15 protein-coding genes, 1 other RNA gene and 1 other annotated feature are annotated in these 16491 nt (G+C 42.9%); of the genes, 11 read left to right on the top strand and 5 right to left on the bottom strand.

The genetic code is table 11. The features are described 5' to 3' along the window. Positions 1–5 precede the first annotated feature (5 nt). The 6 genes from dtd to CSV79_RS05590 all read left to right on the top strand — a co-directional run bounded on the left by dtd (position 6) and on the right by CSV79_RS05590 (position 7147). The gene (dtd, locus tag CSV79_RS05565) at positions 6–446 is read left to right on the top strand and encodes a D-aminoacyl-tRNA deacylase (protein ID WP_099688051.1); all 441 of its coding nucleotides are present in this window, start codon (positions 6–8) and stop codon (positions 444–446) included. A gap of 86 nt (positions 447–532) precedes the next feature. Further along, positions 533–752 (top strand) — a binding site (T-box leader). Positions 753–819: 67 nt separating this feature from the next. Continuing rightward, a complete protein-coding gene (gene hisS, locus CSV79_RS05570) occupies positions 820–2082 on the top strand; it encodes a histidine--tRNA ligase (RefSeq protein WP_099688052.1) in 1263 nt (420 codons plus the stop codon). Positions 2083–2491: 409 nt separating this feature from the next. Then, positions 2492–4261, top strand: a complete 1770-nt coding sequence (aspS, locus tag CSV79_RS05575; RefSeq protein WP_099688053.1) for an aspartate--tRNA ligase — start codon at positions 2492–2494, stop codon at positions 4259–4261. A 76-nt stretch (positions 4262–4337) separates the two neighbouring features. Further along, positions 4338–4517, top strand: a non-coding RNA gene (gene ssrS / locus CSV79_RS05580) — 6S RNA. A gap of 429 nt (positions 4518–4946) precedes the next feature. Further along, positions 4947–5714, top strand: coding sequence for a tRNA threonylcarbamoyladenosine dehydratase (locus CSV79_RS05585; RefSeq protein ID WP_099688054.1), 768 nt, complete (start codon positions 4947–4949; stop codon positions 5712–5714). A 14-nt stretch (positions 5715–5728) separates the two neighbouring features. Continuing rightward, entirely contained in the window at positions 5729–7147 is a 1419-nt protein-coding gene (locus tag CSV79_RS05590) for an NAD-dependent succinate-semialdehyde dehydrogenase (RefSeq protein ID WP_099688055.1), read from the top strand. Between the two features lie 45 nt (positions 7148–7192). Here CSV79_RS05590 and CSV79_RS05595 read toward each other — a convergent pair whose 3' ends face one another. Both CSV79_RS05595 and ilvA read right to left on the bottom strand, forming a co-directional pair. Further along, positions 7193–7744 carry a GDYXXLXY domain-containing protein gene (locus CSV79_RS05595; RefSeq protein WP_233201378.1) on the bottom strand — a complete coding sequence of 184 codons (552 nt, stop codon included), beginning with the start codon at positions 7742–7744 and terminating at the stop codon, positions 7193–7195. Between the two features lie 303 nt (positions 7745–8047). Continuing rightward, positions 8048–9301: a threonine ammonia-lyase IlvA gene (gene ilvA / locus CSV79_RS05600; protein ID WP_369824924.1), complete on the bottom strand. Its 1254-nt coding sequence runs from the start codon at positions 9299–9301 to the stop codon at positions 8048–8050. 906 nt (positions 9302–10207) lie between these two features. On the opposite strand from ilvA, the gene CSV79_RS05610 reads away from it, so the two are divergent. Then, complete coding sequence (locus CSV79_RS05610; protein ID WP_099688059.1) at positions 10208–10633, top strand: DUF948 domain-containing protein; 426 nt, start codon at positions 10208–10210, stop codon at positions 10631–10633. Positions 10634–10654: 21 nt separating this feature from the next. Further along, on the top strand, positions 10655–11128 hold the full coding sequence (locus CSV79_RS05615) for a DUF948 domain-containing protein (RefSeq protein ID WP_099688060.1): 474 nt from the start codon (positions 10655–10657) through the stop codon (positions 11126–11128). A gap of 274 nt (positions 11129–11402) precedes the next feature. On the opposite strand, the gene CSV79_RS05620 is transcribed toward CSV79_RS05615, so the two are convergent. Continuing rightward, on the bottom strand, positions 11403–11840 hold the full coding sequence (locus CSV79_RS05620; RefSeq protein WP_099688061.1) for a DUF948 domain-containing protein: 438 nt from the start codon (positions 11838–11840) through the stop codon (positions 11403–11405). Between the two features lie 5 nt (positions 11841–11845). Further along, positions 11846–12265: a DUF948 domain-containing protein gene (locus tag CSV79_RS05625; protein ID WP_099688062.1), complete on the bottom strand. Its 420-nt coding sequence runs from the start codon at positions 12263–12265 to the stop codon at positions 11846–11848. 403 nt (positions 12266–12668) lie between these two features. On the opposite strand from CSV79_RS05625, the gene CSV79_RS05630 reads away from it, so the two are divergent. After that, a complete protein-coding gene (locus CSV79_RS05630) occupies positions 12669–13421 on the top strand; it encodes an SDR family NAD(P)-dependent oxidoreductase (protein ID WP_099688063.1) in 753 nt (250 codons plus the stop codon). A gap of 143 nt (positions 13422–13564) precedes the next feature. Here the strand turns inward: CSV79_RS05630 and CSV79_RS05635 are convergent, their stop codons facing one another. Beyond that, positions 13565–13990: a MarR family winged helix-turn-helix transcriptional regulator gene (locus CSV79_RS05635; protein ID WP_099688064.1), complete on the bottom strand. Its 426-nt coding sequence runs from the start codon at positions 13988–13990 to the stop codon at positions 13565–13567. A 225-nt stretch (positions 13991–14215) separates the two neighbouring features. Between CSV79_RS05635 and CSV79_RS05640 the strand changes: the two genes are divergently transcribed. Next, positions 14216–15937: a methyl-accepting chemotaxis protein gene (locus tag CSV79_RS05640; RefSeq protein WP_233201376.1), complete on the top strand. Its 1722-nt coding sequence runs from the start codon at positions 14216–14218 to the stop codon at positions 15935–15937. Positions 15938–16117: 180 nt separating this feature from the next. Next, entirely contained in the window at positions 16118–16468 is a 351-nt protein-coding gene (locus CSV79_RS05645; protein ID WP_099688065.1) for a YolD-like family protein, read from the top strand. Positions 16469–16491 lie beyond the last annotated feature (23 nt).

Genomic DNA, 16491 nt, shown 5'->3' on the forward strand with positions numbered 1-16491 from the left:
CTAGCATGCGGGTACTTTTACAGCGGGCAAAAGATGCGTCTGTAACAGTCGATGGTGAAATCGTTGGCTCCATCGAAACAGGCTATGTGTTATTAGTAGGTATCACTCACGGAGATAGTGAATCCGATGCTAACTATGTAGCGAAAAAGATTGCAGGTTTACGGATTTACGAAGATGAAGACGGTAAGATGAATCGTTCCATCAATGAAGTAGAAGGTGCGATTCTTTCTGTTTCCCAATTCACGCTGTACGGTAATGTTCAAAAAGGTAGACGTCCTAGTTTCATTGAGGCAGCTAGACCTGAAGATGCTGAACCGCTTTGGGAGTATTTCAATGAACAACTGCGTGTGCAAGGACTAGTAGTCGAAACAGGAACGTTTGGTGCAATGATGGACGTTCGGTTGACGAATGACGGACCGGTGACATTGCTGATCGAATCGAAGTAGACTTTTTTCAACGAACGGCCTGCATTCGCCAAAAATGTTGACAGGTCGAGCAGATACGACTAACATAGAGAGTAATCGAATTAATTTATTTACCGATGATATGGAAAGTACCTTTGCAACCGGCTGGAAAGAGAACGGGGAACGTGGCTGAAATTCCCTGACAGAACAACAAAGCGAACAACACCATGGAGGATTCATGCTGAAATTAGTAGGCGTGGACGGAACCGGCCGTTATCCGGATTCGAGTGGGCACATTTTGTGTCAATTTGGGTGGAACCGCGGAAGCTACAAGCTCTCGTCCCTAGTTTTTTAGGGATGGGAGCTTTTTTGTGTTTTCTTACCTGCTATCAGACCATTGAAAGGAGTCTTACCTATGAACTTTAAAGTCCCCCGCGGAACACAGGATATTTTACCTGATGCTTCTTGGAAGTGGCAACGCGTTGAAAAAATCGCCCGTTCGATTTGCGACGTTTACAACTACAAAGAAATCCGCACACCTATTTTTGAACAAACGGAATTATTCCAACGCACAGTCGGTGACACGACAGATATCGTGCAAAAAGAGATGTACACATTCACCGACCGAGGCGATCGTTCGATGACATTGCGCCCGGAAGGTACGGCACCTGTCGTTCGTTCATTCGTTGAAAATAAAATGTTTGGCTACGCAGATCAACCCGTGAAGTTGTATTACACAGGTCCTATGTTCCGCTACGAACGTCAGCAAGCAGGTCGCTACCGTCAATTCGTTCAGTTTGGCGTAGAAGCAATTGGTAGTGATGATCCAGCAATTGATGCAGAAGTGATTGAACTTGCGATGACAATCTATAAACGTGCAGGTTTATCCGACATTAAGCTCGTGCTGAATTCACTAGGTGATAAAGAATCCCGTAACGCACACCGTGAAGCATTAATTGCACACTTCAGCCCACATATCGGTGAATTCTGTTCGGACTGCCAAAACCGTCTGGAGAAAAATCCATTGCGTATTTTGGACTGTAAAGTGGATAGAGAGCATCCATTGATGAAAACAGCCCCTTCGTTGGCAGATTATCTGAACGAAGAGTCATCTGCTTATTTCGAAAAAGTGAAACACTACTTGGAACTCGCAGGCATTGAATATGAATACGATCCGAACCTTGTGCGTGGACTTGATTACTACAACCACACAGCGTTTGAAATTATGAGCACTTCTAAAGGTTTTGGTGCGATCACGACGTTATGTGGTGGCGGACGCTACAACGGACTTGCTGAAGAAATCGGTGGACCAGCAGCACCCGGCATCGGCTTCGCACTAAGTATTGAACGTCTATTATTAGCGCTCGACGCAGAAGACAAAGCTTGGACAGACGAACCATCACTTGACGTTTATCTTGTCACGCTAGGCGACGCAGCCCGTGCAAAAGGCTTCGAGATCTTAGGCAAATTAAGAGAAAATGGATTATGCAGTGAAATGGATTACATGGACCGCAAGATGAAGGCCCAAATGAAATCCGCAGACCGCCTGCAAGCTAATCATGTGATCGTTATTGGTGAAGACGAAGTAAACGAAAACTCCGTCCAACTTAAAAACATGGCAGACGGACAACAGAAAAAAGTCCCTATTGACGAGTTGATTGATGAGTTGACGAAGTAAGCCTTTGTGAGTGCAAAGGGGATTTTCGTTCCGAGCGGACGCTTTCCTGCGGGCATGGCTTGAACCTCCTCGTCACTGCGTTCCTGCGATGTCTCAAGGCTCATGCTTTTCCCGCGGGAGTCGCCGCTCTGCATTACAATCCCTACTTAAAGAGTACGTGATACTTTTCTTGTACTTTGTAATTATTGTATGATTTTGATTTTGAACTTAAAAAAAGTAAAGAAGCAGTACAAAGTCACACAATAACTAAAATGAAGTCTAAAACTACTTATAGTCTTCATATAGGAGGGAAGCGGCTCAAGGACCACGCCCCCTGGAAAGCGTCCCGACTGTAGCGCAGCTCCCTTTGACAACACTAACTTTTATTCTCAAACTAAAATCCAAACACCAGAAAGGCAGTGCAATTATTATGAAACGCACACATTATTGTGGAAATCTAACAGAACAACAAATTGGCCAAGAAGTTACTCTTCAAGGCTGGGTACAAAAGCGTCGCGACCTCGGAGGACTGATCTTCATTGACGTCCGCGACCGCGCGGGCATCGTCCAAACCGTCTTTAACCCCGACATCTCTAAAGAAGCACTAGAAATCGCGGAAACATTGCGTAATGAATACGTTATCGAAGTCAAAGGTCTTGTCATCGAACGTGAAGAGCGCACAAAAAACAACAACATTTCAACAGGCGCAATCGAAGTCCAAGTCGCCGAATTAAAAATTATCAACGAATCAAAAAATCCACCATTCACAATTGAAGACGACACAGACGTAAACGAAGAAACACGTCTAAAATACCGCTACTTAGACCTGCGTCGCCCTGAGCTAGCTAAAGTTTTCAAAATGCGTTCAGACATTACAAAAACGGTGCGTAATTTCTTAGATGACGAAGGATTCCTAGAAGTTGAAACGCCAATCCTAACAAAATCAACTCCAGAAGGCGCGCGTGACTATCTCGTACCAAGCCGTGTGCACGAAGGCGAGTTTTACGCATTGCCACAGTCACCACAACTATTTAAACAGCTATTGATGGTATCTGGTTTCGACCGTTACTACCAAATCGCTCGCTGTTTCCGTGATGAAGATTTGCGTGCAGACCGCCAGCCGGAATTCACTCAAATCGATATGGAAATGAGCTTCATGTCAATCGAAGACATTTTGGAGCTGAACGAACGTTTAATTCAAAAAGTCATGAAAGACGTAAAAGGTGTAGAGATTGAAGCGCCATTCAAACGCCTTCCATACGATGAAGCGATGAGCCGTTTTGGTTCAGATAAGCCGGACACACGCTTTGGAATGGAGTTAACAGACGTATCTGAGATTGTTAAAGACTCTTCATTCAAAGTGTTTACAGGTGCTGTAGAAACAGGCGGACAAGTTAAATTAATCAACGTCAAAGGTGCGGCGGAAAAATACTCTCGTAAAGATATCGACGCACTAGGCGAATTTGCAAAAGTATACGGTGCAAAAGGTTTGGCTTGGTTGAAAGTAACGGAAGACGGCTTCAACGGTCCAATTGCTAAATTCTTCGACGGCGAAATCGGCGAAGCACTAAAAGCAGCGGGACAAGGTGAAACAGGAGACCTATTCCTCTTCGGAGCGGATAAGAAATCAGTCGTTGCGGATTCACTTGGCGCATTGCGTCTGAAGTTAGGTAAAGACCTTGAGCTAATCGATCAGTCTCAATACAACTTCCTATGGGTAACAGAATGGCCGCTATTCGAATACGACGAAGAAGACGGCCGCTACTATGCTGCTCACCATCCATTCACGATGCCAGCGGATGTTGAACAATTGACAACAAATCCTGAAAAGGTCAAAGCGCAAGCATATGACTTAGTATTGAACGGTTACGAGCTTGGTGGCGGATCATTGCGTATTTATCAGCGTGAAGTACAAGAAGCGATGTTTAAAGCACTTGGCTTTACCGAAGAACAAGCGAGAGAGCAATTCGGATTCTTGTTGGATGCATTTGAATACGGAACTCCTCCACACGGCGGAATCGCATTCGGTCTAGACCGTATCGTTATGTTGCTCGCTGGATCCACAAACTTACGCGACACAATCGCATTCCCTAAAACAGCGAGTGCAAGCGACTTATTAACTGAAGCTCCTAGTGCTGTAGACGAAGCACAATTAAAAGAGCTTGGGATTAAAGTGGCAGCTGAACCTGTTAAAAAGTGAGGAACCAACTATTTTTCAAACAGTTTATTTAAATTGATTGAATTATAAAAAAACATGTGATAAGATAAAGTTAGTAAAAGTCCTGAAGTGTTCGTCATTTGTAAATTAGCATTGACCCAACATCAAATCGTCGGGAGTCTGAGTTATAGCCCAGCTGGCATGCCTTTAACCGGGACGTCAAAAGTGTTATATAGGACACCCACCTGCTTTTAGCGGGTTCAAAGCGATATTCAAAGACGGCACAGTCGGGATTTTTACTTTCTATCAAACTTACAAACCTCCTTGCAATAATTGCAAGGAGGTTTTTTGTGTGTTGTAATTCAAAAGTGGAAAGCGCCGCTTAGCCTCGACAGGCGTTGGAGGACTAGCAATAAAGGCGTCCTTTGCCTTTACTGCTAGTCTGAAACGTCCCGAGAGGCTGGCGCTTACAACTAGATGTAATTCAAAAGCGGAAAGCGCCGCTCAGCCTCGACAGGCACTGGAGGGCTTTCCAACAAAGGTGTGCACTTGCACCTTTTTGGAAAGACCGAAGTGACCGAGAGGCTGGCGCTTACAACTAGATGTAATTCAAAAGTGGAAAGCGCCGCTTAGCTAGATGAAAAACTAGCGGAATAAGTGCGTACACTGCACCTTTCCTTTATAATAAAAAGCAAGATACACTAAACCACAACAAAGGATGGATGGCATGTTACATCAGTTTTCAAGAAATGAATTATCTATAGGTACAGAAGGCGTAGAACGGATGAAAGGCAAGACAGTGGCTATTCTAGGAGTGGGTGGCGTTGGTTCATTCGCGGCTGAAGCATGTGCGCGTACAGGTGTTGGACGGATCATCTTAGTCGATAAAGACACAATTGACATCACCAATATTAACCGTCAATTAGTAGCTTACCTTTCAACCGTTGGACGCTCTAAGTCAGCGGTCATGAAAGAGCGTATTGCGGATATTAACGCAGAATGTGAAGTAATCGATCTACATATGTTTTACACCGAAGAAACGGCGGAAGAGTTTTTCTCGTACAAGCCTGATTATGTTATCGATGCATCAGACACAATTAGCTATAAAATTCATTTAATTCAGCAATGTTTAGCGCGCGGAGTCAAAGTGATTTCAAGTATGGGTGCTGCCAATAAGACCGATCCGACTCGATTTAGAATTGCTGATATTTCTAAAACGCATACTGATCCACTAGCGAAAGTTATGCGTCTTCGTTTACGCAAGCTTGGTATTCCTAAAGGTGTACCTGTCGTGTTCTCCGATGAAAGTCCAATCGTCGTGCGTGAAGATGTAGTTGAAACTGTTGGCAATCCCAACGCGGCAATCCGAAAAGCCAAAATGCCGCCAGCGTCGAATGCATTTTGTCCGTCCGTCGCTGGTTTGATTCTCGCCAGTTGGGTATTAAATGACATAGTGGCGGATATTCCGGTTGAACGTGTCAATGATTCCAAATAAAGGAGAGATAAACGATGGATATAGTCCACATGATGATCGAAGGCAAGTGGATAGGATCTGATTTGCCGACAATCGATGTAGTCAATCCGGCAACGGGCAAAATAATCGCAACAGTACCAAAAGGCGGGGCAGATGAAGCCGCGCAAGCAGTAGATGCAGCTTCACAAGCGCTAGCCGAGTGGTCTGCGCGCTCGGCGTACGAACGTAGCGCATTACTCATGAAGTGGCATGCGTTGATTGAACAACATGAAGACAGTTTGGCGAAGACGATGACAACGGAGCAAGGCAAGCCGTTAGCTGAAGCGCTTGGTGAAATACGCTATGCGAATGGCTTTATTAGCTGGTATGCGGAGGAAGGAAAGCGGATTTATGGAGAAACAATTCCTGCATCACAATCATCTAAGCGATTGTTTGTCCATAAACAACCAGTAGGCGTCGTAGCGGCCATTACGCCGTGGAATTTTCCGGCAGCGATGATTACACGGAAAGTCGGTCCGGCACTTGCCGCGGGCTGTACAGTCGTGATGAAACCAGCTTCTCAAACACCGCTAACAGCGATTCGTCTAGTGGAACTTGCTAAAGAAGCGGGGATTCCAGATGGTGTGATGAACGTCGTAACAGGTAGTGCAAGTGAGATTTCAGCCGCATGGCAGTCAGATGAACGCGTACGCAAATTAACATTTACCGGTTCTACAGAAGTTGGTAAAGAGTTGATGAAAGGTGCAGCGGATACGATGAAGAAAATTTCATTGGAACTTGGTGGACATGCACCTGCAATTGTTATGGCAGATGCGGATCTTGATAAAGCGGTCGAGGGAATCATCGCAGCAAAATTCCGTAACGCAGGACAGACGTGTGTTTGTGCGAATCGGATCTATGTTCATTCATCTATCGCGGAAGAGTTCACGCAGCGAATTAGTGAGCAAACGAAAGCATTGAAAGTCGGTAATGGTCTGGAAGAAGGCGTGAAAATCGGACCATTGATTGATGATTCTGCAGTTAAAAAGGTAGAAGAACATGTGGCGGATGCAGTAGCCAAAGGAGCGACAGCGGTAACAGGCGGTGAGCGGATCGAAGGCTTAATCTATGCGCCAACTGTGCTTAAAGGCGTAACGGATGATATGCTCTGTATGAAAGACGAAACATTTGGTCCTGTTTTACCGATTACGTTGTTTGAAACGACCGAAGAAGTGATTCAACGTGCCAATGATTCGATTTACGGACTTGCCGCTTATGTCTTTACCGAAAACATTACGCAAGGGATTCGAGTGTGTGAGGCTCTTGAATATGGGATTGTCGGATTAAATGACGGATTACCTTCCACACCACAAGCGCCATTTGGTGGATTAAAACAAAGTGGACTCGGACGTGAAGGCGGTCACCAAGGTATGGATGAGTACTTGGAAGTAAAATATATTTCGCTTGGCCTATAAAAAGAAGCAGAAAGGAAGAGGTTTACTCATCCTTTCTGCTTCTTATTATTTTGCCTCTACTCCGCGTAAAATTCCATGCCCATTCCGTACTTTAAAGTGAGCAGTTGTTGTTACATTGTGTAGACTATCTGCTGATACCCGATGCCCTTTTTTCGGCACGTAAAAGCGATCCAGACCGAAGTTCACAATATAATGATCACTTTCTCTGTATTCGCGTTCAGTTGTTTGTGGTAGCCAGCCAGCTAGGTAGACACCTTCTGTTGGTTGTTTTTCACTAAGAAAGACTAGCTGGTCGACTCCATCGCGTCTTTCCAGTACGCCAAATACTTTTGTCTGACCTAATTCCGCGGATGCTTTCAATAGCGTCACTAAGCTATCGGACATGCGTTCTTTTGGTACTTTTTCCACTTCATAGCGTAAGACGATGTAGTTTTCATTGGCGTCTTCTTGGGTGATGGGTTCGGTTTGTAGATAGACATCTGCACCAGTTCTAATGGTGGTAAAGTGAGGAATCGCGAGACTGGCTAGAATGAGCAGGGGAATAATAAAGAGAATCGCTACACTTATTTTTCTATGCTTGTTTCGTTGGGTGCTCACGTTCAAGTCACCGCCTCCCTGTAAATTGCATAAAAAGATTCCTTCTTATGTATGTACAGCATGTGCATATTGTGCGCGTTTTACTATTAAATTACCCGAATATTTTATTTTGGAAACATGGATGGGATTTCAACGAAGTAGAGTGTTGAAATTTTGAAGGGTAGCAATACTATGTGCTTTAGGCGGACGCCCTTCGGAAAGGGTCCTCAGCATTATCATAAATAGCGGACTACTAACCTATTTCTGGCCATTCAATTTCCGTGAACAAAAAACACCTGATACGATGTGTATCAGGCGTTTTTGTTAGATCAACAGACCGAATAGAGTGCTGTCTTTGTTTACTTCTTTGTAAGGGAAGCCGTTTTTTTCCATTCTTGCGATAAGGCCGTTGTAGTCTTCTATGCGTTTGATTTCTATGCCGACGAGACCTGGACCGCTTTCTTTGTTGTTTTTCTTCGTATATTCAAACATTGTAATGTCGTCATCAGGTCCGAGTACTGAGTCGAGGAACTGACGTAGTGCGCCTGCTCGTTGTGGGAAGTCGACTAGGAAGTAATACAGCAAACCTTCGTAGATCATCGACTTTTCTTTAATTTCTTGCATTCGTCCGATGTCGTTGTTGCCGCCGCTAATGACACAAACTACGCATTTTCCTTTGATTTCATTCTTATAGAAATCAAGTGCCGCAATCGGTAACGCGCCTGCGGGTTCTGCGATGATTGCGTGTTCGTTGTATAGATCTAGAATAGCGGTACATACTTTTCCTTCAGGGACGCTGACGATGTTTTCTACATAATCGTTACAAATTTCGTAGTTTAAGTCTCCGACGCATTTAACGGCTGCACCGTCTACAAACTTATCGATTGTTTGTAGGGGAACTACTTTCTGTGCGTCAATGGAAGCTTTCATACTAGCAGCACCGGCTGGTTCAGCACCAATCATCTTTGTGTGAGGGGATAGGTTCTTTATGTACGTACTTAGTCCGGACATTAGACCGCCGCCGCCAATACTCGCAAAAACATAGTCAATTGGCTCTTCGATATCATTCATGATTTCTACCGCAACCGTACCTTGCCCTGCGATAATATCTTTGTCATTGAATGGGTGAATGAAGATGCGCTTTTCTTTATCCACCAATTCGATGGCCTTTTCGAAGCAATCATCAAATGTGTCGCCGACCAAAATGATTTCAATGCGGTCGCGCCCGAACATTTTCACCATATTTACTTTTTGTTTAGGTGTTGTTTGTGGCATGAAAATCTTGCCGTCGATATCCAGTTTGGCACAAGCGTAAGCCACGCCTTGCGCGTGGTTTCCTGCACTCGCACAAACAATTCCTTGCTTACGCGCTTCTGATTCGATTCGCTTCATCTTGTAATAAGCACCGCGTAATTTAAATGAACGCACGTGCTGCAAGTCTTCGCGTTTAATATATACATGGCAGTCATATTTTTCCGATAGACGATCATTTTTCTGTAACGGTGTGTGTGCTACTACATCCTTTAGTAGCTGATTAGCAATTAAGATATCTTCTACTTGAATACTTTGGGTTTCCATACTTTTCACCTTCATAATATATAATTTAACCTCCGTTACCTAACGTTTACTCATAATAACATGAAAAAATCGGATTGAACACAAGAAGGTTCTAAATTGTGCGTTTATTTAACGGACTTTCTTTCAAATCTTTGAACTTCTTTATATGTAAGCGTTTGCTAGGTGTGGAAGGTGTTGATTCAATGCGCGGTTCGTTATTTCTTTTCTATTTTTATTCAATATGTTTGTAATTTTCAATTGGAAATAAACTGTGGGTTTAATTCCAAATGCGAGGGGAAACTAATAAGACAAAAGGTATTTAGTTAATTTTATGAAGGGAAGTGTTACACCATGCAAAAATGGGATAGCAGACCCGAAAAGCCGGATAATGCCCAGTGGACGATGCTTGTCATCACTCTTGTGATCATCGTTGCGGTAATGGTCTACAGTTTAATCATGTAAAGAAGTAAATTCAGTGTGCTATTCACTAGGCACGCTGAATTTTTTTGCAATTCAAATTGTTCTTTTTATTCCGTCGCACTCTTTTGTATTCTGTCGTCAAATAACCGCTTTTATCCGAATTCGGTGACAAGGTCACACCTTCTGTTATATATTAGTTTTAAGAAAAGAAGCTGTATGAGTACAGAGGAGTACAAAAAAACGAATGGGGGAATGAAAGATGAAAATGACAACAGAGCAAAGACAAAAGGTTGAAAAGGTTTGTACAGAGTGTGGAAACAAGTTCACTGAAAAGCGAGAGTCTATGATGTATGAGTGCGAACGCTGTGTCGGTCGTCACCAAGATTGATGAATACAAGCATCCTACACTTCCTTTATGGAGTGTAGGATTTTTTGATGTTTTAGAAAAATGCAGAGTGGTATAGAATGATAAGGTGTATTTAAGTTTGTAGAAAGGAGGATGTGTGTATGGCGTATCTTGGCTTATTATTTATCGCGACTTCACTTTTGATCATCGCTATCTATTTCTCATTGTTACTGACAAAATCGTCTCATTTATTATTGACCGTAACCCACACTGTAAAAGATGTAGAAGCGGAGTTGGATCAAAGTCTAGAGCAATTATATGCAACATTACATGAAACCGAACAATTGGCAACAGATGTACAAGTAAAATTGGTTGCTACGACACCGATGTTCGAAACGATCGAAAATGTCGGGCGTTCAAGTCAATACTTGAGTGAAGAAGTGAATAAACGAACGAAGCAATTTGAAGAGGACGGCTCACTCCCGGGAACAGAACCTTTTATCCAAGCGATTCAATATGGAGAGTTTGGTTCAAAACTTCTGGAATCATGGAAGCGCGGTAAAGAAGATGCGAAAAATACTTACTAAGATAAGAAATGAGGAATGACAATGGATCTGGTAGGAATTGGCGTCGTATTAATCGGCATTGCCTTTATTATTTTGGCGATTTATTTTGCCAAAGTATTGCAACAAGTTGGTAACATCTTACAAGACGTAGACAAAACGGTAGAGGAACTTCCTCGCCAGTTAGATGGTATTTTGGGTGAAACCGGAACATTACTTAAAAACAGTAATAATTCATTAGCGGATTTAAATTCAAAGATCGAAAATCTCACGCCATTATTTAAAGTAGTTGGTGATTTAGGTGAATCGACACATATGCTAACTTCATCATTGGTTGACGTCACATCGTCAGTCCAACAAAAGGGAGCACACACCGATGTGTCGGATCAAAATAAAAAATTAGGAAGCATTTACGGTTCGGCGATGTTAGGTTATTACATCTTTAAGAAACGTAAAGAGTCTGGAGTTGCTACGACAACACAACCAGTTAAAAAGTTACCCGCACCTGATGCAAATTAAATAGAAGCGCGTATAGAAAAAGGATTTGAAAGTTATTATGCTTTCAAATCCTTTTTTCGTGCTCATAGAACCTGGCTAGGCGCTCATAGAACTAGGTTGTGCGTTCATAGAACCTGGCTAGGCGCTCATAGAACTAGGTTGTGCGCTCATAGAACCTGGCTAGGCGCTCATAGAACTAGGTTTCACGCTCATAGAACTAGTCCGTACGCTCATAGCCTTCAAAACCACCACAAAAAAATGCTGGGAATCCAAGGACTCCCAGCACGCGCGCATCTTACGGGCGCATTTTCTTTAATACTTTTCGCTGTTGCATTAAATAAAACACCAATGTCACAACACCGTATAACCCTTTGTACTTTTTCTCTTTAACAAAATCACTAGCGTTGGCTACACGATCTTTGAAACGTATCGTTGTATCGAGTGCGGCAGTTGTTACTTCGCGTGAAGCTTCTCCTACATCGCCAACAATTTGAAACACCGGTGTAATTTCTGTGATTTGTTTGTTTACATTACTAATCGTTTCATTACTAGTATGGAGAATTTGTTGTGTCTGACCTGTGATATCCGCTACCGTTGATGGCAAGGTATCCGTTGTTTGTTTGACGCTCTCCAATACTTCAGCTAATTTTCCAAGGGGTTTAATCAATACAAATGAGATCACGAGTAGCGCGATGCCAATGAGCAAGACGCCTATACCTAGTACCCAATCCATCAAGTTCACCTCTTTCCATTGTTCTGCTTCATGCTGTAATACATTTTTGATGCCGCTTCTGACAAAGCAGTCGTTTGTTGCATCAACTTTGCGTATTTACCAGGAGGCGCTGCTACCTGGTCGGCCATTTTCGTCAAAGAATGCTGAACGTAGGCGGTGGTTTCGCTTAGTTGTTTCGCTGATGCGGCTAATCCTTCCACGGATTGCAGCTTCGCGTTCGCATCTTCTGCAATGTCATTCGTTTGATTCATGAGCTGTTCTGTTTTCTCCGTAATGCCGCCCACTTTTAATTCTACTCGTTGCATCGTGTCTGTGATGTCCTTCAGCGCGTTCTTAACCGCTTTGGCTGTTTTGATAATAGCAATTGCAATGACCACTAAAGCCGCAACGGCGACTATGGCACTAATGTACAAAAGTACCTTCATTCTAGTCACCTCCACATAATAAGTGCATTTTAAAAATCTTACCTGTTAAACGTCAAATACTCAATCGAAAAGGGTAAACGTTCTATATTCTTGTCTTTCCACAAATCGAGGCAACTTAAACACTAGCTCACCAAATAACTAGAAATACAAAGAAATGCAACTGTTATAAAGTATGTGCAAAGTGTTTCAACAGATGAGGAGAAGCAGCGCGTGGCAGGGAAGTTTTTCGGAAAAGGGCTGTCCATCGACGCGGTTCCGTTAGCGGAAGGAATCAAGTAAGGAGAGGATGTTGAATGGCTGAAGCAGAAGGGTATTTCCATTTGATTATAGAACACCGAGGTATAATATATTTCCATTAGAATTACTTTAATGTTAAACTAGATGCGTGAAGGAGATGTTTTAGATGAGATTAGAAAACAAAATTACGATTATCACTGGTGGCGCTGGAGGCATCGGTTTGGGAATCGCTACTGCGTTTGCCAAAGAAGGAGCGATTGTAGCGATTGTCGACCTGAATCAGCAAGCAGGCGAAGAAGCAATCAAAAAATTGCAGGCAATCTCTCCAAACTCTATGTTTATTCAGGCGGATTTATCTGACACGCAAGCATTGCCGTCCATCGTAGACCAAGTAATCAAAGCGTACGGCAAGTTAGATGTTCTTGTCAATAATGCACATGCATCTCGCATGAAATCATTCGAAGATCTCACACAAGAGGACTTTGATTTCTCATTCAACACAGGATTTTATCCAACGTTCTATTTAATGCAGGCGGCGTTACCACATTTAAAAGAAACGAAAGGAACAGTCATCAACTTTGCATCAGGTGCCGGACTTAACGGCGACGTTCATCAAGCTTCCTATGCAGCGGCAAAAGAGGCGATCCGTGCGATCACAAGAGTGGCGGCGAATGAATGGGGCCAGTACGGCATCACGTGTAACTTGATCTCACCTATTGCCCTTACACCAGGTGTCGAGCAATGGGCAGCTGCGCATCCAGATACGTACCAAGCGATGCTAGACAAGAACCCCCTTGGCCGCCTAGGCAACCCAGAAGCGGATATAGGACGTACAGCGGTGTTCTTAGCGAGTGAAGATGCAAACTACATTACAGGCCAGACGATGATGGTCGATGGCGGTTCTATTAAATTACGATAAACGATGAGGCTGGCACACCACTCAATAAAATTAAAATACCGCGTGAAGCCAAGTTATATGAACCTTGGCTTCATGCGGTTTTAGTATTGTCCATTTTGGTAGTTACACAAGATTTTTTGCTTGTGTCCCAGCTTCGTTGTTTATCAAATAAACGTATTGTTAAGCTTCGTATAGATCTCTAGCAAGTTCTGTCGTTCGTCTTTGGATAAATGACTGAAAAACTCTGTTCGAACCTGTTGGCCGTAGTTTTTCGCATCCGTCAAAATTTCCAAGCCGAGCGGTGTGAGGTTCCAATATTTCGTGCGTCGATCATTTTCATCATTTCGCAACGTTATATATTCATTTTTTATCAACTTGGTAGATAAATGTGTCAGAGAGGCAGGTGTGAAGCCTAGCGTCTCGGCCAAATCGGAAGGACGTTGTTCCCCTTTAGTATGTAATTCAAGCAGTACTAGGATATGTGAAATACCAAGGGACAGCTTGGACTCTTGTTGGAAGCGAATGAGCATTTTATTCGTCACTTGATCCATTATATGCAGCAAATCAAAAATCGTTTGTTCTTCTTTCAAGTTAAACTCCTCCCTTTATCCTTATTCTTTATGTTTATATACTATTTATCATACAGCAATTTAGCGAATTAGAACATTTCTATGACAAAGATTTCATGTTTCTGCATTATTTGCTTTAAAATTGAAAGAGTTTTTCATTAAGTCCTTTTTTATTGATGAGTAGTAGCGTATTATAAAGACATCGAATGAACTAGATGATGAAAGTATGAAAGGTGGGCATAAGGTTTGACGAAGTTAAAGGATTCACTGACATTTCAACTTGGGACAATCATTGCAGGTATTTTATTGGTCATGTTAATGATATCATCAATTGCCACTTATAAAACTGCGTATGATAAATTGTATGACGCAGCAGGAATTGAGGCGTATGGGTGTGCCAATATTACTACTGGTTTGATTCGACCAGAAGATATGCAAAAAGCATTATCTGGGGATGTTGAAATACAGGACGAACTAGGGGAGATCTTGAACTGGACGACAGATCATAAAAATATATTTGAAACACAATATATTTTAGATTTAGATGGAAATATAATTGCTTTAGATGATAATTTGAAAGCGATAGGATTCAAGCCAGGCGATGCGTTCCAATTTGATCGGGAAGCAGTAGATGAATTATTAGCGCATAATCACCCGACTTACTCACAACCCTACGATTTCGCTGGTACGAAACGTTTATCCGGCTACGCGCCTATTTACAAAGATCACGATACGAGTAAAGAAGTAGTCGCGCTCAGCGTCATTGATTTTGATGCGAATATTGTCAAAAACCGTACATGGGATGTTGTGCGTGATGGGATTTTGATCAGTATTATTCCGATGGTTCTAGCTTCTATCGGTACAGTTTTCCTGATTCGCCGTAAAACGAAGCCGATTTCTAGCTTGATTGAACAAGCGAAGAAAATTGCGGATGGTGATTTAGCCGTGAAAGCGACTGAAGTGACTTCACACGATGAAGTAGGCGACTTGGCTCGCACATTGAATCGTATGACGGTGAATTTGCAAGGAATGATTTCTACGATGAATACGACGTCTCATAATCTATCAGAAAATGCGGGTGAGACCTCTTCTTCTTTAGAGGAAATGCGTGAAGCCGTTACTATGGTCGCAAATAGTATAGAAGAAGTCGCTACCGCTGTAACAGACGGCACAACAACTGCTGAAAGCGCCTCGGGCATTCTGTCAACATTAGCCCATGACTTACGCAATGCAAAGCAGGATGCCGATGCAATGCTTTTTAATTCCAATGAAACGATGAAGATTGCATTAGAAGGTGCGGAACGTGCGGATGAAATTAGTCGCGATATGGAATTAATCCGAAACGGTTCTCAAGAAGTTGGCGACACGATTCAAAATTTAGTCGAATCAATGACGAAGATTCAGAATATCACAGGCTCCATCGCAGCTATTGCCGCCCAGACGAATTTGCTGGCACTGAATGCATCCATCGAAGCTGCACGTGCAGGCGAACATGGTAAAGGATTTGCGGTAGTAGCCGAGGAAGTTCGGAAATTGGCAGAGCAATCCAATCAAGAAGTATTGGAAGTAGAAAAGTTGGTGCAAGATATATCTGAACGCATCCAGCAAGTGATCTCTTCTACATCAGAAAATACGAAATATATTACAAAAGGTACCGAAACCGTTCGACTTACTTCCCAGTCATTGAGCAATATTTCTACAGCTGTTGCGGAAACGGTGAAGGAAATTAAGGATATCTCGAATTTGATGACAGCAGAGGCAGAAAAGTCAACTGAAGTTGCACAATTAATCGAGAATTTAACACATTCTGTACGAGAAATTGAAGATATGACAAATAATATTGCGGCAGCTGCCGAGCAAACGACAGCGAGTATCGAAGAAATTGCCAATCGCTCAACGCAAACGAATACGATGGCACATGAACTTGAAGTGTTTGTTGGTTCGTTCAAATTGCCGAAAGACGTGTAATTGTAAAGTGCTGAAAACTCATTGGAGTTCTCAGCACTTTTTGTGTTGTGTGATCGCGCAACTACGTCCTGTGATTATGCTGGAGGCTTCTTCTCCGATTGGTCCTTATTTACATTGCAATTAGAATGTACGTTCTGTATACTAGCGAACATACATACGTAAACTAAGGGAGAGGTTTTTATGGATAAAAATCGGGACCGTGGATCGATTAAATGGACTTCATTAATGTTGCCGGAGCACTTGGAAAGGCTGCGTGAATGGCAGCAGGAGGATGACTACATTGAACGGCCAGAGTTATCGGATTGGGAACTCCAGGCGATGCAAGAGACGTTAGACGTAGCGTCCCGACGTCGCTGTGAAGTGTTTCTGAAAACATGGCACGATGGGGAAGTGCGCTGTCATCAAGGGATCATTGAAGTACTGAATCTGCAATCTGCCGCCATCATCCTACGCGATCCGTTCGGCACGGAAACTATTCAAGTAGCTGATATCATGGACGTACAACTAGCCAAAAACGTCGATGGGGCATAAAGGCAAAATAAAAAGCCATCTGC

This window comes from Sporosarcina sp. P13 (assembly GCF_002743055.1).
GTDB lineage: Bacteria > Bacillota > Bacilli > Bacillales_A > Planococcaceae > Sporosarcina.